Origin of the sequence: Bradyrhizobium sp. HKCCYLRH2060 (assembly GCF_051168135.1) — a bacterium.
GTDB lineage: Bacteria > Pseudomonadota > Alphaproteobacteria > Rhizobiales > Xanthobacteraceae > Bradyrhizobium.
The window spans coordinates 92,858-112,016 of the sequence record NZ_JBNPUK010000004.1 but is presented as its reverse complement, the minus strand read 5'-3'; the positions used below and the strand labels follow the sequence as shown (position 1 = coordinate 112,016).

Annotated in this window: 18 protein-coding genes; 13 read left to right on the top strand and 5 right to left on the bottom strand. The window is 66.0% G+C overall.

The genetic code is table 11. The annotated features are described in order from the left end of the window. Window positions 1-69 precede the first annotated feature (69 nt). From ACQR10_RS11305 to ACQR10_RS11280, 6 genes are all read left to right on the top strand, one after another. The gene (locus ACQR10_RS11305) at window positions 70-1,119 is read left to right on the top strand and encodes a hypothetical protein (RefSeq protein WP_434846356.1); all 1,050 of its coding nucleotides are present in this window, start codon (window positions 70-72) and stop codon (window positions 1,117-1,119) included. 296 nt (window positions 1,120-1,415) lie between these two features. Beyond that, window positions 1,416-2,333, top strand: a complete 918-nt coding sequence (locus tag ACQR10_RS11300; RefSeq protein ID WP_315801143.1) for an ABC transporter permease subunit — start codon at window positions 1,416-1,418, stop codon at window positions 2,331-2,333. A 13-nt stretch (window positions 2,334-2,346) separates the two neighbouring features. After that, the gene (gene livM / locus ACQR10_RS11295; protein ID WP_315801144.1) at window positions 2,347-3,675 is read left to right on the top strand and encodes a high-affinity branched-chain amino acid ABC transporter permease LivM; all 1,329 of its coding nucleotides are present in this window, start codon (window positions 2,347-2,349) and stop codon (window positions 3,673-3,675) included. Continuing rightward, window positions 3,672-4,505, top strand: a complete 834-nt coding sequence (locus tag ACQR10_RS11290) for an ABC transporter ATP-binding protein (protein WP_315801145.1) — start codon at window positions 3,672-3,674, stop codon at window positions 4,503-4,505. The genes livM and ACQR10_RS11290 overlap by 4 nt, the downstream gene beginning before the upstream one ends. After that, window positions 4,502-5,233 carry an ABC transporter ATP-binding protein gene (locus ACQR10_RS11285; RefSeq protein WP_315801146.1) on the top strand — a complete coding sequence of 244 codons (732 nt, stop codon included), beginning with the start codon at window positions 4,502-4,504 and terminating at the stop codon, window positions 5,231-5,233. The genes ACQR10_RS11290 and ACQR10_RS11285 overlap by 4 nt, the downstream gene beginning before the upstream one ends. A 157-nt stretch (window positions 5,234-5,390) precedes the next feature. Then, complete coding sequence (locus tag ACQR10_RS11280) at window positions 5,391-6,509, top strand: branched-chain amino acid ABC transporter substrate-binding protein (protein WP_315714776.1); 1,119 nt, start codon at window positions 5,391-5,393, stop codon at window positions 6,507-6,509. Window positions 6,510-6,633: 124 nt separating this feature from the next. Here ACQR10_RS11280 and ACQR10_RS11275 read toward each other — a convergent pair whose 3' ends face one another. Further along, a complete protein-coding gene (locus ACQR10_RS11275; RefSeq protein ID WP_315801147.1) occupies window positions 6,634-7,035 on the bottom strand; it encodes a response regulator in 402 nt (133 codons plus the stop codon). Between the two features lie 236 nt (window positions 7,036-7,271). On the opposite strand from ACQR10_RS11275, the gene ACQR10_RS11270 reads away from it, so the two are divergent. Both ACQR10_RS11270 and ACQR10_RS11265 read left to right on the top strand, forming a co-directional pair. Beyond that, on the top strand, window positions 7,272-10,046 hold the full coding sequence (locus tag ACQR10_RS11270; RefSeq protein ID WP_316215953.1) for a PAS domain S-box protein: 2,775 nt from the start codon (window positions 7,272-7,274) through the stop codon (window positions 10,044-10,046). 77 nt (window positions 10,047-10,123) lie between these two features. Next, the gene (locus tag ACQR10_RS11265) at window positions 10,124-11,122 is read left to right on the top strand and encodes a P1 family peptidase (RefSeq protein ID WP_316176890.1); all 999 of its coding nucleotides are present in this window, start codon (window positions 10,124-10,126) and stop codon (window positions 11,120-11,122) included. A gap of 2 nt (window positions 11,123-11,124) precedes the next feature. Here the strand turns inward: ACQR10_RS11265 and ACQR10_RS11260 are convergent, their stop codons facing one another. Further along, window positions 11,125-11,898 (bottom strand): EF-hand domain-containing protein, encoded by a 774-nt coding sequence (locus ACQR10_RS11260; RefSeq protein WP_316215952.1) that lies wholly within the window; start codon window positions 11,896-11,898, stop codon window positions 11,125-11,127. Window positions 11,899-12,127: 229 nt separating this feature from the next. On the opposite strand from ACQR10_RS11260, the gene rpe reads away from it, so the two are divergent. Genes rpe through ACQR10_RS11245 form a run of 3 tightly spaced genes read left to right on the top strand, consistent with a single transcriptional unit; the run spans window position 12,128 to window position 14,204 of the window. Continuing rightward, window positions 12,128-12,829: a ribulose-phosphate 3-epimerase gene (gene rpe / locus ACQR10_RS11255; RefSeq protein ID WP_315801151.1), complete on the top strand. Its 702-nt coding sequence runs from the start codon at window positions 12,128-12,130 to the stop codon at window positions 12,827-12,829. Between the two features lie 15 nt (window positions 12,830-12,844). Further along, entirely contained in the window at window positions 12,845-13,330 is a 486-nt protein-coding gene (locus tag ACQR10_RS11250; RefSeq protein WP_316215951.1) for an ureidoglycolate lyase, read from the top strand. A gap of 43 nt (window positions 13,331-13,373) precedes the next feature. Next, a complete protein-coding gene (locus ACQR10_RS11245; protein ID WP_315801153.1) occupies window positions 13,374-14,204 on the top strand; it encodes a bifunctional allantoicase/(S)-ureidoglycine aminohydrolase in 831 nt (276 codons plus the stop codon). Between the two features lie 69 nt (window positions 14,205-14,273). Here ACQR10_RS11245 and ACQR10_RS11240 read toward each other — a convergent pair whose 3' ends face one another. Both ACQR10_RS11240 and ACQR10_RS11235 read right to left on the bottom strand, forming a co-directional pair. Continuing rightward, a complete protein-coding gene (locus ACQR10_RS11240) occupies window positions 14,274-15,731 on the bottom strand; it encodes a bifunctional serine/threonine-protein kinase/universal stress protein (RefSeq protein ID WP_316215950.1) in 1,458 nt (485 codons plus the stop codon). Window positions 15,732-15,734: 3 nt separating this feature from the next. Continuing rightward, on the bottom strand, window positions 15,735-16,475 hold the full coding sequence (locus ACQR10_RS11235; protein ID WP_316215949.1) for a metallophosphoesterase family protein: 741 nt from the start codon (window positions 16,473-16,475) through the stop codon (window positions 15,735-15,737). A 619-nt stretch (window positions 16,476-17,094) separates the two neighbouring features. Here ACQR10_RS11235 and ACQR10_RS11230 point away from each other — a divergent pair. Then, complete coding sequence (locus ACQR10_RS11230) at window positions 17,095-17,325, top strand: hypothetical protein (RefSeq protein WP_315801156.1); 231 nt, start codon at window positions 17,095-17,097, stop codon at window positions 17,323-17,325. A 111-nt stretch (window positions 17,326-17,436) separates the two neighbouring features. Here ACQR10_RS11230 and ACQR10_RS11225 read toward each other — a convergent pair whose 3' ends face one another. Beyond that, window positions 17,437-18,327, bottom strand: a complete 891-nt coding sequence (locus ACQR10_RS11225) for a LysR family transcriptional regulator (protein ID WP_316176878.1) — start codon at window positions 18,325-18,327, stop codon at window positions 17,437-17,439. Window positions 18,328-18,426: 99 nt separating this feature from the next. Here ACQR10_RS11225 and ACQR10_RS11220 point away from each other — a divergent pair, with 99 nt between their 5' ends. Beyond that, window positions 18,427-19,146, top strand: a complete 720-nt coding sequence (locus tag ACQR10_RS11220) for an SDR family oxidoreductase (protein WP_410051403.1) — start codon at window positions 18,427-18,429, stop codon at window positions 19,144-19,146. Window positions 19,147-19,159 lie beyond the last annotated feature (13 nt).

The following is a 19,159-nucleotide window of genomic DNA, read 5'->3' as shown; positions in this document are numbered from 1 at the left end:
AAGCCGATGACAGGGCGACGGTGGAGCTTAAAGACTACGGTGTTCATCGGCGGCGCGACGCTGATCGTCGTGACGGCGCTGGCCGTTGCCATCCTCTATTCGGCGTCTCTGCAGCGGCGCGGCGAGGAACTCGCGATCGAGCAGTTGAGGACCCGCGGTGAGCTCAGCACAAACCTGCTGGCGCGACAGATGTACGGCACGTGGAGCGACGTGTCGCGGCTCGCCGCGATCATCGACCCAGCCGACGTCGCCGAGGCGCGCCGACAGATCCAGTTCGTGAGCGAGCTCGAGCCGCGCTATGCCTGGCTAGGCATCGCCGACCCCGGCGGCAAGGTGATCGCGAGCAAGGACCGGATGCTGGAAGGACGAAGCGTGGCCGACATGCGCTGGTTCCGGCAGGGTCTCGGGACGCCGACGGCTGTTGATGCCCACGAGTCGGAGGCGCTAGACCGGTTGTCGCAGACCGCTTCGGGATCGTACCGCTTCATTGCCATGTCGGCTCCGCTGATGCGCGACGGCACTCCCGGCGGCGTCATCGGGGCTCAAGTCGATTGGAAATGGGTGATCGAATCCGTCGCGGCGCTGGCGTCGCGCAACATAGACCTGGTGTTGCTGTCGCGCGAAAGTATCGTGCTGTTCGGGCCGCCGGATCTCGTCGGCAAGCAACTGACGATCGGCTCGGCGCAGGCCGCAAGCCGCGGGGCCTCGGTCGCGCTCATCGAGCGATGGCCCGACGACAAGGACTATTTCACCGTCACCATCCCCACCGTGGGCTACGCCGATCTGCCGAGCTTCGGCTGGTCCGTCCTGGTCCGGCAGGACGCCGTTGCCGCGATGGCCCCGACCCGCCAGTTGGTGCGCTCGTTCTGGTTCAATGTTGCCGGCGGCGTGTTCTCGATTCTGGTCCTGCTCAATTTCGCCGCGCAATGGGTGGCGACGCCGATGCGCCGTCTCGCCCAGGGCGCCGAGACCATGGTGAAAGATCCGTTCTCCGGCCTGCTGGCTCGGGAAACCCGGTACGACGAGGCGACGCGGCTGCGCGACGCCCTGGTCCGGCTTCAGTCGAAGCTGATGGGGAAAGTGCCTGGGCCGCCGGAAGACAGCGGTAGCGGCATATAGCGGCGCCGCAACCAGTGCGAGAACCCCCCTTTTCGGCGCTCGGTGCTGGGTTCCCTGGCGTTCGTTTGATGGCGACGGCCGGCCCCGAGGAAGGCAGGGGAACCGCGCCATCAAAGGAGGCGGGATAAGCCCGCAATTGTGGCACTGCACGCTGTTGCGGCACCCGGTTCCTAGCTGTTAGTACTGCCGCACGCGTCGCCTTGGGCGCGGGTGCATCTCCAGGCATACCAGCACCCGCTCTGCAAGGCCCCCGCCGCGTTGCGAACCGGTATCGGCAGTCTCACCCACGGCAGTTCATGGATTATTTCGCGCAACAGCTCATCAACGGCCTCGTCCTCGGCTCGATCTACGGCCTGATCGCCATCGGCTACACCATGGTTTACGGCATCGTCGGCATGATCAATTTCGCCCATGGCGACATCTTCATGATCGGCGGCTTCATCGCGCTGATCTCCTTCCTGGTGCTGGTATCGCTGGGCCTGACTGCGGTTCCGGTGATCCTGCTGATCGTGCTGCTGGTGTCGATGGCCATCACGGCGCTCTATGGCTGGACCATCGAACGCGTCGCCTACCGCCCGCTGCGGCACTCGTTCCGCCTGGCGCCCATGCTGTCCGCCATCGGCATGTCGTTCGTGCTCACCAACTATTCGCAGGTGTCGCAGGGCGCGCGCGTCAAGCCGGTGCCGCCGATCATCACCGGCGGCTACACGCTGCACGAGGGCGCGAGCGGCTTCGTCGTCCAGCTCTCCAACATCCAGATCGTGGTGGTCATCACCACCATCGTCCTGCTTGCGCTATTCACCTGGCTGGTATCCCGCACACGGCTCGGCCGCGACATGCGCGCCTGCGAGCAGGATCAGACCATGGCGGCACTGCTCGGCGTCGACGTCGACCGCACGATCTCGATGACCTTCGTGATCGGCGCGGCGCTCGCCGCCGTCGCCGGCATGATGTACCTGCTGTATTACGGCCTGGTCGATTTCTTCATGGGCTTCGTCGCCGGCATCAAGGCGTTCACGGCGGCGGTGCTCGGCGGCATCGGCTCGCTGCCGGGCGCGATGCTCGGAGGCCTCGCGATCGGACTGATCGAGACGTTCTGGTCGGCCTATTTTTCCGTGGAGTACAAGGACGTCGCGGCGTTCTCGATCCTGATCGTGGTGCTGATCTTCCTGCCGACCGGCCTGCTCGGCCGGCCCGAAGTCGAAAAAGTCTGAAGATGGAGTCCGCGTGAGCGCGTCCCTTCCCGCCTCGTCGAAAGGCTCCGAACCGGTTGGAGCCGCCTTCATCCTCAGGAAGGCCTTTCTCAGCGCACTGGTCGCTCTCGGCCTGTTCTCCCTGATGGTCGGCGTCCGCACCGAAGCGGGCCAGAGCGGCCAGCTCGTATACTGGACCCGCTTCGGCGACCTCGCCAGCCTGGTTGCGGCGGTGTTCGTCGGCTCGATCGTGGTCGAGCTGCTGCGGCTATGGCTCGGACCGCGCGGCGGCCTCGGCAGCTTCGTTCCGCCGTCCGTGCAGAGCGGCATGTCGGTCGCCGGCCGCTATCTCGCGCCGGCGCTGCTGATCTTCACCCTCCTGGTGCCGGTGATCTTCTACAATCAGCGTTACATCCTCGACCTCGGCATTTTGGTCCTCACCTACGTCATGCTGGGTTGGGGCCTCAACGTCGTGGTCGGTCTCGCCGGCCTGCTCGACCTCGGCTACGTCGCGTTCTACGCCGTCGGCGCCTATTCCTACGGCCTGCTCTCGACCACCTTCGGCCTGTCGTTCTGGATCTGCCTGCCGCTCGCCGGCATCCTCGCCGCATTCTGGGGCGTGCTGCTCGGCTTTCCGGTGCTGCGGCTGCGCGGTGACTACCTCGCCATCGTCACCCTGGCCTTTGGCGAGATCATCCGCCTCGTCCTCATCAACTGGCAGGACGTGACCGGCGGTCCCAACGGCGTCTCCGGGATTCCGCGACCGACGTTGTTCGGCATTCCGCTCACACCGGGCGAAGGCGGCCTTGCGTCGATGCTCGGCATCCCGTTCTCGCCGACGCATCGCATCGTCTTCCTGTTCTATCTGATCCTGGCGCTGGCGCTCTTGACCAACTGGGTCACCATCCGGCTGCGCCGGCTGCCGATCGGCCGCGCCTGGGAAGCGCTGCGCGAGGACGAGGTCGCCTGCCGCGCGCTCGGCATCAACATCACCACCACCAAGCTGACCGCATTTGCGACCGGGGCGATGTTCGGCGGCTTCGCCGGCGCCTTCTTCGCGACGCGCCAGGGCTTCATCAGCCCGGAATCCTTCACCTTCCAGGAATCGGCGCTGGTGCTCGCCATCGTCGTGCTCGGCGGCATGGGATCGCAGCTCGGCGTGGCACTGGCGGCGCTCGCCATGATCGGCGGCTTCGAGCTGTTCAGAAGCCTCGAGGACTACCGCATGCTGGTGTTCGGTCTCGCCATGGTGCTGGTGATGATCTGGCGTCCCCGCGGCATTGTCGGCCATCGCGCGCCGACCGTATTCCTGGAAAAATCCAAGAGCATCTCTTCGGACCTCGTCAAGGAAGGCCACGGATGAGCTCCGCTCCCATTCTCGCACTCGAAAACCTCACCATGCGCTTCGGCGGCATCGTCGCCGTCAATGCGCTGTCGTTCACCGCACAACGCACGCAGATCACGGCCCTGATCGGCCCCAACGGCGCCGGCAAGACCACCGTGTTCAACTGCATCACCGGCTTCTACAAGCCGACCTCCGGCGTCATCCGCCTGACCCATGATGACGGCGCGCAGTTCGAGATGCAGAAGCTGAAGGACTTCAACATCTCCAAGCAGGCCAAGGTGGCACGGACGTTCCAGAACATCCGGCTGTTTCCGGGCATGACGGCGCTCGAGAACCTGATGGTCGCACAGCACAACGCGCTGATGCGCGCGTCCGGCATGACGCTGCTCGGCCTGCTCGGCGTGCCCTCGTGGCGCGCGGCCGAGCAGAGCGCGATCGACAATGCGGTGTTCTGGCTGAAGCGCGTCGGTCTGATCGACCGCGCCGACGACGCGGCCGGCAATCTGGCCTATGGCGACCAGCGCCGGCTGGAGATCGCGCGTGCGATGTGCACCTCGCCGGCCCTGCTCTGCCTCGACGAACCGGCCGCCGGCCTCAACGCGCGGGAGAGTGCGGCGCTGAGCGAGTTGCTGCTGTCGATCCGGGCCGATCACGCCACGTCGATCCTGCTGATCGAGCACGACATGAGCGTCGTCATGGAAATCTCCGACCGCGTCGTCGTGATGGACTACGGCGTCAAGATCGCCGAGGGCACGCCGCGCGAGATCCGCGACGACCCGAAGGTCATCGCCGCCTATCTCGGCACCGATGAGGAAGAGGCCGCAGCCGTGATGGAGGCCGAGGCGTGAGTGCGTCCCTGCTCGCGATCCGCAATCTTCGCGCGTCCTACGGCAAGATCGAAGCGCTGAAGGGCGTCGATCTCGACATCAAGCCCGGCGAGATCGTCGCGCTGATCGGCGCCAACGGCGCCGGCAAGTCGACGCTGATGATGTCGATCTTCGGCCGCCCGCGCGCGAGCTCCGGGCACATCGTCTATGACGGCAACGACATCACGCAGGTGCCGACGCATCAGATCGCGCGGCTGCGCATCGCACAGTCGCCCGAGGGACGCCGCATCTTTCCGCGCATGAGCGTGGCGGAAAACCTGCAGATGGGCGCCGATGCCGGCGAGACGACCGACGCCGAGCGGGCCGCCACGCTGGAGCGCGTCTTCGCGCTGTTTCCCCGGCTGAAGGAGCGCATGGACCAGCGCGGCGGCACGCTGTCCGGCGGCGAGCAGCAGATGCTTGCGATCGGGCGCGCGCTGATGAGCCGGCCCCGCCTGCTGCTTCTGGATGAGCCCTCGCTCGGCCTGGCGCCGCTGATCGCCCGCCAGATTTTCGACGCCATTCGGACACTCAACCGCCAGGACGGGCTCACCGTGCTGATCGTCGAGCAGAACGCCAATCATGCGCTGAAGCTCGCCCATCGCGGCTACGTACTGGTCAACGGCATGATTACGCTGTCGGGCACCGGCACCGAGCTGCTGCAGCGGCCAGAGATCCGCGCCGCCTATCTTGAGGGCGGCCGCCACTGAGGCGGGCCCTCAAAACCCGGCCAGAATGGCCTTAGTCCTTCGTAGGTGTGGTCAAAAATTGCCGGTGACTTCGCCGGAAAATCAGCCACAATGCGCGCGGTCTGCGGCCCGCCGTTCGGGCCGTTCCGTGTCGACCTACCCCCCGCGAGGATTTCTCATGAAACCACTCAAACTCATCGGCTTGGCTCTGGGCGCATCGCTGGCGCTCTCGACCGCAGCTTTCGCCGAAGACATCAACATCGCCGTGGCCGGCCCCATGACCGGCAGTGAATCGGCCTTCGGCCGCCAGATGCAGAACGGCGCCGAGATGGCGGTGGCCGACCTCAACGCCGCCGGCGGCGTGCTCGGCAAGAAGCTCGCACTGCAGGTGGGTGACGATGCCTGCGATCCGAAGCAGGCGCGCTCGGTTGCCGAAAAGCTCGCCGGCTCCGGCATTCCGTTCGTCGCCGGCCATTTCTGCTCGTCGTCGTCGATCCCGGCCTCCGAGGCCTATGCCGACAGCAACGTCCTGCAGATCACGCCCGCCTCGACCAACCCGCTGTTCACCGAGCGCAAGCTGTGGAACGTGGCGCGCGTCTGCGGCCGCGACGACCAGCAGGGTCTCGTCGCCGCCAACTACATCGCGAAGAACTTCAAGGGCAAGAACATCGCGATCCTCAACGACAAGACCACCTACGGCAAGGGTCTCGCCGACGAGACCAAGAAGGCGCTGAACAAGGCCGGCGTCACCGAGAAAATGTTCGAGTCCTACAACAAGGGCGACAAGGACTTCAACGCGATCGTCTCCCGCTTGAAGCGTGACAACATCGATCTCGTGTATGTCGGCGGCTATCATCAGGAAGCCGGCCTCATCCTGCGCCAGATGCGCGACCAGGGTCTGAAGACCATCCTGATGGCGGGCGATGCGATGAACGACAAGGAGTTCGCCTCGATCACCGGTCCTGCCGCGGAAGGCACGCTGTTCACCTTCGGCCCCGAGCCGCGCAACAAGCCGAGCGCGAAGGCGATCGTCGACAAGTTCAAGGCCAAGAACATCGATCCCGAGGGCTACACGCTCTACACCTACGCCGCGATCCAGGTCTGGTCGCAGGCGGTGAAGAAGGCCAATACCACCGACGCCAAGAAGGTGATGGACACCATCAAGGCCGGCGAGTGGGACACGGTGCTGGGCAAGCTCGGCTTCGACGCCAAGGGCGACATCAAGCAGATCGACTACGTCGTCTACAAATGGGACGCCAAGGGCGGCTACGCCGAGCTCGGCGGCAAGGGATCCTGATAGGAACTCCCGCTTCGATCATCAGCTGGATGCAAACGCCCCGGTCATCGACCGGGGCGTTTTGTCGAAGCGCCTGAAGGAAATTGCGAAACTCCGTCATACGGAGAGAAAGTAGCAGGCCGGCTCAGCCGGCACAGGCCGAAAGCGATGCGGCCCCCTTCGCCGCGACTGCCGACCGGGCCGTTTCGACGGCGCGCATCAGCTCCGCCGGGCGGAACGGTTTCTGCAAGTACACGACACGGGTCAGCTCGTCCGACATCGACGCGCCATCGAAGGCGTTCATGCCGGAGACGGCGACCACCGGCACGTCGGGAACCAGCGCACGCATGCTACCGATGAGATCGAGCCCATTGGAATCATCGAGATAGATGTCGACGATGGCCGCATCGAATGCCTGGTCGCGGAACAGCTGCAGTCCGGACGCGGCGGTTCCCGCTTCGACCACGTCGAACTGATTGACGCGCAGCACCATGGAGATCATGGCGCGCACATCCTTCTGATCGTCGACCACCAGAATCCGTGGCATCAACTTCTCCAGAATTTTTCCGTTGGACAGCCTACAACATCGAAGGAAATCGAGCACAACTACCGGTATATTTATCTCATTAGCGGTAAAGGTGCAGTTACTTCTACTATCGACTCATTCTACAGAACGTCTCGATCTGGTACCATACAACCTTCATTAGAACATTGATTTTTATCGCGCACAAGTGGTGGCCGCCGCGTTTTGCACGTTGGCTCTGTTGCGCAGGATTCCTGGAGATGCAGAGCATCGAGGATCATCGCGAAGTCCTTCTGTCGACGTCCACCGCGACGCGCCGAGACCAGATCGCAGCATTGGCTGCGATTGCGATCTCGACCCTGCTGTTTGCCGCTGCCGCTCCCTTTGCAAAGGTGCAGTTGCCGGCAGTGCCTGCGTTCGTCGCGAGCTACCAATCGGCGTTGGCGCTGAACGATCTCATCACTGCGTTCCTGCTGTTCTCCCAGTTCGTGCTGCTGCGCTCCCGACCGCTGCTGTGGCTGGCCTCCGGTTACCTGTTCACCGCGCCGGCGTCGCTGCTGCATACGCTGGTGTTTCCGGGGCTGTATTCTCACAGCGGCCTGCTCGACGCAGGGCCGCAGACCGCGGTGTGGATCTACATGATCTGGCACGGCGCGTTCCCGCTGTTCGTTCTCGCCTATGCGCTGCACGACCGTGTCCATCCGACACCCGTCAGATCCGTCGCGCTGTCGCTGTCGGTCGCCATTCTCGGCGTGGCGATCGCGCTTGCGGCACTGACCTGGGCGGTGATCGCCCATGATGCAGCGCTGCCCGCGCTCGTCCGCGCCGACGCTGCCACGCCGGCATTGAAGATCGTGGTCGGCGCCATCTGGTGCGTGACGTCGGCTGCCCTGCTCGTGCTGGCGCTGCGCCGGCCGCACAGCATTCTCGACCTCTGGGTCATGGTGGTGCTGTGCGCCTGGCTGTTCGATCTCTCGCTCTCCTCGCTGCTCAACGCCGCCCGATTCGACCTCGGCTACTACGCAGGGCGCATCTACGGCCTGCTGGCAGCGAGCTTCGTGCTCGGCGTCCTGCTCGCGGACAATGTCAGTCTGCAGGCAAGACTCACGCGGCTGTTGCAACGGCAGCGCCGCGAGAGCGAGAGCGAGCGGGCACGCTTCATCGCGCGCGAGCGGCTGTTCAGCGCCGTGGTGGAATCCTCCAGCGACGCCATCATCACGCTGACGCTGCAGGGCAAGATCACATCATGGAACCGCGCTGCCGAACACCTGTTCGGATATCGCGCAGACGAGGCGCTCGGCCACGACATCGGCCTGATCGTGCCCGCGGAACGACGCAGTGAGGTCGATCGCATCCTGAGCCGGATCGGGGACGGCGAGAACATCGAGCATCACGAGACGATCCGCCGCCACAAGGACGGCCACGAGATCGAAGTGTCGCTCGGCGTGTCCCCGATTCTCGACGCGCGTGGCGCGGTCGTCGGCGCCTCCAAGGTCGCGCGCGACATCACCGAGAGCAAGCGCACCCGAACCGCCCTGACCCGTGAGACCGAGGAGCGCCGCCGCATCTTCGAGACCTCGCAGGACCTGATCCTGGTGGCCAACTCCTACGGACAATTGATGCAGGTCAGCCCGAGCGCGGTGGACGTGCTCGGCTACCGGCCGGAGGAGATGGTCGGCCGCAATGCCAGCGACTTCGTCTTTCCGCCCGAGCTCGAGGCGGTCCGTAGCCAGATGCGCGCCTGCCGCCGCGGCCGCGACGTCCACAATTTCGAGGCGCAGCTCCTGCACAAGGAAGGCCGCGGCGTCGTCCTGAACTGGATGGCGAGCTGGTCGGACCCGGTGCAGCGCCACTTCTTCGTCGGCCGCGACCTCACCGAGAAGCGCGCCGCCGAGGCGCAATTCCGCCAGGCGCAGAAGATGGAGGCGGTCGGGCAGCTCACCGGCGGCGTCGCCCACGACTTCAACAACATCCTCACCGTCATCACCGGCAGCATCGGCATTCTTGCCGACGCCGTGTCCGACCGGCCGGAGCTCGCCTCCGTCGCCAAGCTGATCGACGACTCCGCCGACCGCGGCGCGCAGCTCACGCGGCAGTTGCTGGCCTTCGCCCGCAAGCAGCCGCTGCAGCCGACGGATATCGACGTCAACGCGCTGTTGAACGAGACCGCAGCCTTGCTGCAGCCGACGCTCGGCGCGCAGATCGAAATCGAGCGCACGCTCAGCTCCGATCCATGTACCGCACTGGCCGATCCGAACCAGCTCGCCACCGCGATCGTCAACCTCGCGCTCAATGCACGCGATGCGATGCCGCAGGGCGGAAAGCTGACGCTGGAAACGGCCAACGTCACGCTCGACCAGGACTATGCCGACGCCCATAGCGAGGTTGCCGTCGGCGATTACGTGATGATCGCCGTCAGCGATACCGGCTGCGGCATCCCGCCCGCCTATCTCGATAAGGTGTTCGATCCGTTCTTCTCGACCAAGGGCACCGGCAAGGGCACGGGCCTCGGCCTCAGCATGGTGTTCGGCTTCGTCAAGCAGTCGGGCGGCCATATCAAGATCTATAGCGAGGTCGGCCACGGCACCTCGATCAAGCTGTATCTGCCGCACTCGGCGTCCGCTCCAGCCGCCAGCGCGGGCCTGCAGGCGCGGGACGCGCGCGGCGGCAACGAGACGATCCTGATCGTGGAGGACGATCCGCTGGTACGCCAGCACGTGATCGCCCAGGTCGGCAGCCTCGGCTACACCACCCTGGCCGCAGCCAATGCCGCCGAGGCGCTCGACGTGCTGGAGCGCCATCCGGAGATCGACCTGCTGTTCACCGACGTCATCATGCCCGGCGCCATGAACGGCCGACAGCTCGCCGATGCCGCCCGCGCGCGGCGGCCGTCGCTGCGGACGCTGTTCACCTCGGGCTATACCGAGAATGCGATCGTGCATCACGGCCGCCTCGACGCCGGCGTGCTGCTGCTGCCCAAGCCCTACCGCAAGCCCGAGCTCGCACGCATGATCCGCATCGCGCTGGAGCGATGAAGCAGCGCGCTGTTGCATTGAGCCGCCGCGTCGGCCGCGCTATCCATCCGGCATCATCACCTGCAGCGAGGGCGACCGTGCAGAACCTCCTCACCGACATCCCTGGCGTGCGCGTGGGACACGCCGATGACGCGGCGCTCGCATCCGGCGTCACCGCGATCCTGTTCGATCAGCCGGCGGTCGCCGCGATCGACATCCGCGGCGGCGGGCCTGGGGTGCGCGAGGACGCTCTGCTCGATCCTGCGAATACCGTGGAACGGGTCGACGCCATTGCCCTGTCGGGCGGCTCGGCGTTCGGGCTGGAGGCCGCGAGCGGCATCCAGGCCTGGCTGGCGGAACAGGGGCGCGGCTTTGCCGTGCGCGACGCGCTGATCCCGATCGTCCCCGGTGCGATCATGTTCGACCTCTTGAACGGCGGCAACAAGGCCTGGGGTCGCTACGCGCCCTATCGCGAGCTCGGCTACGCAGCCGCAGCGGCGGCCAACACGACCTTCGCGCTCGGCAGCGTCGGTGCCGGGCTCGGCGCCACCACCGCCAACCTGCAGGGCGGACTTGGCTCGGCGTCAGCGACGACGACAGGCGGCATCAAGGTCGCGGCCGTCGCGGTCGTGAATGCGGTCGGCAGCGTCACGGTCGGCGACGGTCCGTGGTTCTGGGCAGCGCCGTACGAGGTCGACGGCGAGTTCGGCGGCCGCGGCCTGCCGGCCGCCTTCACGCCGGACATGCTGGCGATGCGCATCAAGGGCGGCCCGGCGGCGTCGGCCTCCGAGAACACCACGATCAGCCTCGTCGTGACCGACGCCGTCCTGACCAAGGCGCAGGCCAAGCGGCTCGCGATGATGGCGCAGACCGGCATGGCGCGTGCGATCTATCCGGTGCATCTGCCGCTCGACGGCGACATCGTGTTCGCCGCGGCGACCTGCGCCAGGCCGATCGAGCCGCTGGTCGAGCTGAGCGAGCTCGGCATGGTCGCGGCCAATGTGCTGGCGCGCGCGATCGCCCGCGGCGTCTATCACGCGAGGCCGCTGCCCTTCGCCGGCGCGCTGCCGTCCTGGCAAGGGCGCTTCGGCAGCTGAGCTTACGCGCTGACCGCGGTCGTTGAAGACGTGGAGGCCGACAGCATGTTGGACTGTCGCTGGATCAGCTTCTCGATCATGTTGTAGGACGAGGTCGCAGCGCTGGAGGCGGTGGTGGCCGCCGGTGTCGTCAGCGTCACCTTCGAGCCATCCGCGTAGGTGATCGTGGTGGTGGTCGACCCGTCGCTGTTGGTGGACGAGGAGCTCGAGGCGCCCGACAGCGCCTGCATCAGCGCATCCGCTCCTGCTCCCGACGAATTGCCGCTGCTGCCCGACCCGCCAGAGCCGGCCTGATGACGATGATGGCCACGACCGCTGCCCGCGCCCTTCAGCGCCGATGTCAGCTCGTCCATGCTGACACTGCCGTCGCCGTTGCTGTCGAGCTTGCCGAACACCTTGTCGGCATTCGCAAGGTTGGTGCCGCCGGCCCCGAGCGCAGTCTCGAATTCCGACTTCGTGATCTGCCCGTCGCCGTCGCCGTCGATCTGCGAGAACAGGTCCTGCAGCGGGTTGGTCGAAGAACTCGCCGATGTCGACGATCCCGACTGGCTCTGCGCCGCCAGCAGCGCGTTCATCGTCTCCGGCGCGATCTGCCCCGAGCTGCTGCTGCCGGAGCTCGACCACGGGGCGAAATTGCCGGAACTGCCCGCGTTGCCGCCGCTGAGGCTGAACAGCCCGCCGCCAGCATTGCCCGATTTGCCGGAACCAGACTTGGTGGATCCCAGCGACTGCAGTCCATCCAGGACCGACGCCGCGGCCCCCAGTGCAAACCACATGGTGAAACTCCGAGAAGGCCGCAGCGAACGGCGGCGACATGCGAACGTCCGCTCTCCTCGCAATCGCCATGCCATCGCCAAACCGCTGATATGTCCGGACATTTCGCGATGTTGCGGATGCCCCAACCCGGCACTTCATGCCGCGCCCGGCAGATTTTTCCTGCTCGCGTTGCCGGACTGGCCCCTGCATGATACGGCGACAATCCCGATCGCACTGGAACAGCCGTCCATGACCCAGCCCTTCACGCCGCGTCCGCTCGTCATCGCGCCTTCGATCCTGGCGTCGGATTTCTCCAAGCTCGGCGAGGAGGTTCGCGCCGTCGATGCCGCCGGGGCCGACTGGATCCATCTCGACGTCATGGACGGCCATTTCGTGCCGAACATTTCCTACGGCCCTGACGTCATCAAGGCGCTGCGCCCGCACACCACCAAGATCTTCGACGCGCATCTGATGATCACGCCCTGCGATCCCTATCTCGAAGCCTTTGCCAAGGCCGGCTGCGACCACATCACGGTCCATGCCGAGGCCGGCCCGCATCTGCATCGCTCGCTGCAGGCGATCCGCGCGCTCGGCAAGAAGGCCGGCGTCTCGCTCAACCCGTCGACGCCGCTCAACGTCATCGAATACGTGCTCGACCTCGTCGACCTCGTGCTGATCATGTCGGTCAATCCCGGCTTCGGCGGCCAGGCCTTCATTCCCTCGGCGATCGGCAAGATCCAGGATCTGCGGGCGATGACCGCCGGCCGGCCGATCGATATCGAGGTCGATGGCGGCGTCGGCCGCGACAATGCCGGCGCGCTCGCCGCGGCCGGCGCCAACGCCTTTGTCGCAGGCTCCGCCGTGTTCAAGGGCGGCACGGAGGAGGCCTATCGCAGCAACATCGCCGCGATCCGCAGCGCCGCCACGTTGGCGCGCGGCGAAGCGATCTGAGGCACGCGAGGCGGGATGCACACGCTCACGCCGCAGCCGCTGGCGAAAGCCGCGTTCGCCGCCTTCGGCGACGTCGTCGAGACCGATGGCGCCCAGCCCATCGACATCAACCAGGGCTTTGCCCGCCGCTGCAACGGCCTCGCCGCCATCGACGTCACCTCGGGCGGCGTCGACGTCAATATCAGCCTGTTCGAGGCCAAGCCGCGGCCGCTCCCGATCGAGATCAGGCTGATGGAGCGGCATCCGCTCGGCACCCAGTTGTTCATGCCACTGCAGGACCGGCCCTGGCTGGTGCTGGTCTGCGCCGATCCGTGGGATCCCGCGAGCTACCGCGCCTTCGCCGCCAGCGGACGCCAGGGCGTGAACTACGCGCGCAACGTCTGGCATCATCCGCTGCTGGTGTTCGACGAGGCCTCGCGCTTCATGGTGGTCGACCGCATGAGTCCCGACAACCTCGAGGAGCTGTGGCTCGACCAGCCGCTGTTCCTGAGCATCCCCTGAATGATCGCGCGCGGGCGTGCCGATCCGCGCAGGAGAGACGACGATGGACAAGCCCAACTACTTCGTGCCGCAGGGCGGTCACCCGCCGCAGACCGATCTTCTCACCGGACGCGCCGTGTTCACCGAGGCCTACGCCGTGATCCCGAAGGGCGTGATGCGCGACATCGTCACCTCGGCGCTGCCGTTCTGGGACAAGACCCGGACCTGGGTGATCGCGCGTCCCCTCTCCGGCTTCTCGGAGACGTTCTCGCAATACATCGTCGAGGTGTCGCCCGGCGGCGGCAGCACCCAGCCGGAGCCTGATCCCGAGGCCGAAGGCGTGCTGTTCGTCGTCGGGGGCGAAATCGCGCTGACCATCGCCGGCACCGAGCATCGCTTGGGCAAGGGCGGCTACGCCTTCCTGCCACCCTCCTGCAAGTGGACGCTGAAGAACGCCAGCGCGGCGCCCGCGACCTTCCACTGGATCCGCAAGGCCTATGAGGCCGTCCCCGGCATCCTCGCGCCCGAGGCCTTCGTCACCAACGAGGCGACGATCGCGCCCGTCGGGATGCCCGGCACGGACGGCCGCTGGGCCACCACCCGCTTCGTCGATCCGCTCGACGTCCGCCACGACATGCACGTCAACATCGTCACCTTCGAGCCGGGCGCCGTGATCCCGTTCCTGGAGACGCATGTGATGGAGCACGGGCTCTATGTGCTCGAGGGCAAGGCGGTCTACAAGCTCAACCGCGACTGGGTGGAGGTCGAGGCCGGCGATTTCATGTGGCTGCGCGCCTTCTGCCCGCAGGCCTGCTACGCCGGCGGACCGGGCCGCTTCCGCTATCTGCTCTACAAGGACGCCAACCGCCACATGAAGCTGCGGCCCTTCCGGTGAGGGGCGCGGACCCGCGAATGCTCTGGCAACGCCGGACCTCGTAGGACGCGCGATCTCAACTCTAACGTCTCACGTCCCCGATAGGGCCTTGCCCGGCGCGTCGTCATCCTCATCATCCGCCTCTCGCGCGGCGTGGCGTGTGCGGACGACGGTGACAGTGCAGCCCGCCTCCGCCGCGACCTTCGCCGAGACGCTGCCGAGCAGCGAACGCAGCACCGAATCGCGACGGGCGCCGATGATGATGTGGTCGACCTGGTTGGCCTCGGCGAACTCGATGATGGTGGCGGCCGGATCGACGGCCTCCAGCACATGCACCGTCAGCCGGCTGGCGTCGAGCTTGAGCGGCGTCGCCCAGTGCTTCAGCGCGACCATGCGATCGATGTGCTTGTTGTTGCCCTCCTCGTCCAGGGTGCGGTCGATGGTGAGGCGCCCGAGCTTCAGCACGTTGACGCAGGCGAGCCGCGCCGCAGGCAAGGTCGCGAGGATGCGCTGCGCGGTGAGCCGCAGCGCGCCGTTGAGCTCCTCGCCGCCTTCCGCGGTGTCGATCGCGACCGCCACGATCGGACTGGAGGCGATCTGCACCGCGACATCGGATGCTTTCTGTTCCGGCTGCACCAGGCCGCGGTTGAAGCGGCGCCGCCACACGGTCGTGATCGGATCGCGCTTGACCTTCTCCGCGCGCGCCGTGAGCTTGACCTGGTCGGGATGGCCGAGATCGAAGGCAAGCTGCGCCGCGGTCGGGTAGCGCCAGACCGGCTCGATCTCCAGGCAGCGCAGCACGATCTCCTGCAGCCACGGTGGATAGTCCGGCTTCAATTGCCGCGGCGGATAGGGATCGCGCCAGAGACGCCGGCGCATGCCCCGCAGCGTCTCGGTCTCGCCGAACGGCCGCACGCCGGTGGTGAAGAAGTAGAGCAGCACGCCGAGCGAAAAGATGTCGCTGCGCGGATCGCTGCGCGTGCCCATCATGCGCTCGGGCGCCATGTAGGGCGCCGTGCCGTAAGGCAGGCGGAACTCCTCCTGCAAGAGATCCGGCAAGTGCTTGTGGCAGGACAGGCCGTAGTCGATCAGCACCGCCTCCCCCGACGGCCGGAACATGATGCTGGAGGGCTTGATGTCGTGATGGATGACGTGCTGCCGGTGAATATCGGCGAGCGCGGTCGCGATCTTCGCGACCAGCACCCGCGCCTCCTCGTAAGCCAGCGGCAGCTCGGGCAGCCGCTTGTACAGCGTCTCGCCCGGAATCTGCTCGATCACGACATAGGCCTGGGTGGCGAAATCGCCGGTGCCGAAACAGGCCGGCACATGCGGCCCGGACAGTTTCGGCAGGATCATCTGCTCCATCTCGAAGCTGACGATCGCCGCGGGATCCTCGCCCTCGGAGACGCGCGGCACCTTCATCAGGATGGGCCGGTCGATGTCCGGATGAGTGACGCTCCACAACGTCGCCATGCCGCCGGAATGCACGCACTCGCCGACCGTGAAGCCGTCGATCACGACGCCCGGCTTGAGCTTTGATTTCGTCATGCTCTAGCGCCCCATCGAGAGCCGCTGCGCCAGCCAAAGCGGCAGGCCGTTGTCGCGAATGCGCTGCGCCGCCGCCTCGACGTCATAGGGCACGCGGCAATAGGTCAGCTCGCGGGTCTTGGTGTCGAAGGTCACGAACGACGCGGCCGGATCACCGTCGCGCGGCTGGCCGACCGAGCCGACCACGGCCAGCCATTGCCGGCCGCGCAACAGCTGAATGGGCATGTTGGCGGTCGGGGTGAAGCTCGTCATCTTGGCTGTGGCGGACATCGAGTACAGCGCCGGACGGTGGATGTGGCCGCAGAACGTGACCTGGGCCTCGGTGGCGATCATGCTGCGCGCGGCGTCGGCCGACGACTGCACATAGCGCCAGCGCAGTGGGCTGGACGCCTCCGCATGCACGAACAACCGGTCGTCGTCACCGATGCTCATCGGCAGCTCGGCGAGAAAGCGGCGCTGCTCGGCGCTGAGCCGGCCGCGCGTCCATTCCATGGCTGCCTGCGCCTCGGCATTCATGGTCTCGCTCGCGACCGAGACGGCATTGTCGTGGTTGCCGCGCACCGCCAGCCCGCCCTCGGCGACGATCTCCATGACCGTGTCGACCGACCATTCCGGATCGGCGCCATAGCCGACGATGTCGCCGAGGCAGATGAGACGATCCGCGCCACGCGCACGCGCCGCCTCCATGCACGCCGCAAAGGCCTGCCGATTGGCATGGATATCGGTGAAAATCGCCAGCAGCACCCGTGTCCTCCCGGTTCCACCGTACAAGTGGGCTTCGCACGGAATTTGAGCAACATCAAACCAGGCGGATCGGAGCTAGGAGTTTTTCGGCGCGGCCGATCCATCGGCGTCACGACGTCGCGTTCTCGCGGCGGACCTCGCCCGAGCTGTGCGATCGCTGTGCCCCATCGAACGAGCGAGAGGGCGCGGGGAATGCCGGGTGAAGGCCTCACCCATGGCCCGCCTGCAGAAAAAAAGCAGGCGGCAGTCACCACAGGTTCAGCCGAACATCCGGCATTCCCCGCGCGACGGTTTTAACGCTTATATCGTGATCTCCCCGGGGACCGGCTTGTTGACCCCGTCATTGACGCAGCGCGCGAGCGCTGGCGTCAGCTTGACCTCGGCACCGGGAGGCCAGGACGACACGACTTCACGTCCGCAGGCCAAGCGCTCGTCTCACGCTAGCCCAGCGTCCATCGCTTCCCCGCCCCACGTGTCGTGACGATCGCGCGCTACGCCCCTCTGCTCGGGACGGGATGATAGCGTATAGCATGATTTCTGAAAAAATGAAATAGATTTCTTGGATGGCGCTTGCTACACGGCGAAATCCGTTCCCGCGTCTCACGCTCCGGAATAACCGATGATTATCGCTGTTTGGAACGAAGTACTTGGTGGTGTCGATCTGATGGTCGATACCGACGGCGTCGATGTGTTGATAGATCAATTGACTAGACTTAAGACGCAAAACAGAAATCACCTGCATATTTATGATGTCGGGCTGACATCTCCTTGGGGACACAAGCAGGTTGCCAAGCAGATCGTCATCAATTGGATTGGCGAACCTGACCTCTTTGAGGAGGAGGAGTCGTAGTCCGTGTGCCCACGCCGGAAGCGGCAGTCGAGTGTCTCACGCGCTCTGTCGGTGAACCCGGATATCGCTTTCGCTCTTCCGGGCTACACGATGATGAAGACCTCGCTGCTGTCATAGTCCCCGCCTCGCATGGTCGATGAGCGCGCGGAGCTTGGGCGCCAAGTTCCGGCGCCTTGGAAAGTACAGGTAGAATCCGGCAAACGGCGCGGAAAAGCTTTCGAGCAGCGGCACCAGTTCGCCACGCGCGACGTAGGGCTGGAACGTCTCCTCCATGCCGAAGGTGATGCCGCCGCCCGCGCATGCGGTGCGGATCATCAACGACATGTCGTTGGTCGTCAGGCTGGGCTTCACCTCGACATTGAAGTCCCTGCCCGCTTCGGTGAACTCCCAGCGATAGGGCGCGACCAGCGGCGCGGGCCGCCAGCCGATGCAGGCATGATGAATCAGGTCGCGCGGGTGCGCCGGCGCGCTGTGTTCTTCCAGATAGCTCGGTGCGGCGAAGGCCAGCTGCCTCTGATCTCCGGACACCGGGACAGCGATCATGTCCTGCGCGATGACTTCTCCGAGGCGCACCCCCGCGTCGTAGTGCTCGGCGACGATGTCGAAGGTGTCGTCGGTGATGGTGATGTCCAGTTCGATCGCGGGATAGGTTTGCATGAACGAGGCCAGCAAGGGCCCGGAGAGGAAGCGTTCGGCGATGGAGGACACGGCCAGCCTCAGCAGGCCGGACGGCGGCCCGGCCTTGTCGCCGATCTGCTCGGCGGCGGCATTCAGCGCGCCGATCGCCGGCGCGACGTCCGCATAGAAACGGCGTCCCGCCTCGGTCAGGCTGAAGCTGCGGGTCGTCCGGCTGACCAGGGAAATCCCGAGATGGTCTTCCAGCCTGCCCATGGCCTGGCTGACGGCAGACCGCGTCACGCCCAGACGGTCCGCGGCAAGGCGGAAGCTGCCGGCATCGGCGACCGCCACGAACAGCTCGATCATGTTCTTGTCGATCCGCATTGGTTAGACACGCTTACCACCGAGACAATTATTGGGCAAATTGTCGTGACAATGCCGGCAAACTAGCTTCCGTCCGTCACCAACCGACGGGAGTTGAACATGGACAAGGTCATCCTGATTACCGGGGCTTCGAGCGGCATTGGCGCTGGGATCGCACGCGAGCTGGCCGCCACGGGCGCGCGGCTGCTGCTGGGCGCGCGCCGCCTGGATCGCCTGGAGGCGCTGGCCGCCGAGCTGCGCGCGGCCGGCCAAACCGCCGAGGTTCGGGCGCTGGATGTGACCAAGCGCGCCGATGTCGCGGCCTTTACCGAGGCTGCGCGCGCATTGTGGGGGCACGTGGACGTCATGATCAACAATGCCGGCATCATGCCGCTCTCGCCGATGGCCTCACTGAAGGTCGGCGAGTGGGATCGCATGGTCGACGTCAACATCAAGGGCGTGCTGAACGGCATCGCGGCGGTGTTGCCCGGCATGCTGGCCCGCGGCTCCGGACACATCATCAACATCGCCTCGATCGGCGCTCTGCAGGTGGTGCCGACCGCCGCCGTCTACTGCGCGACCAAGCACGCCGTGCGGGCGATCTCGGACGGGCTCCGGCAGGAAAATGACAAGCTGCGCGTCACCTGCATCCATCCGGGCGTGGTCGAGAGCGAACTCGCCAGCACCATCACGGACGAGACCGCAGCCGAGATGATGCGCAGCTACCGCGCGATTGCCCTGCAGCCGGACGCGATCGGCCGCGCCGTGCGCTATGCCATCCAGCAACCCGACGATGTCGACGTCAACGAGATCGTCGTTCGTCCGACGCGGGCGCCGTGAGGCGCAGGCGGCT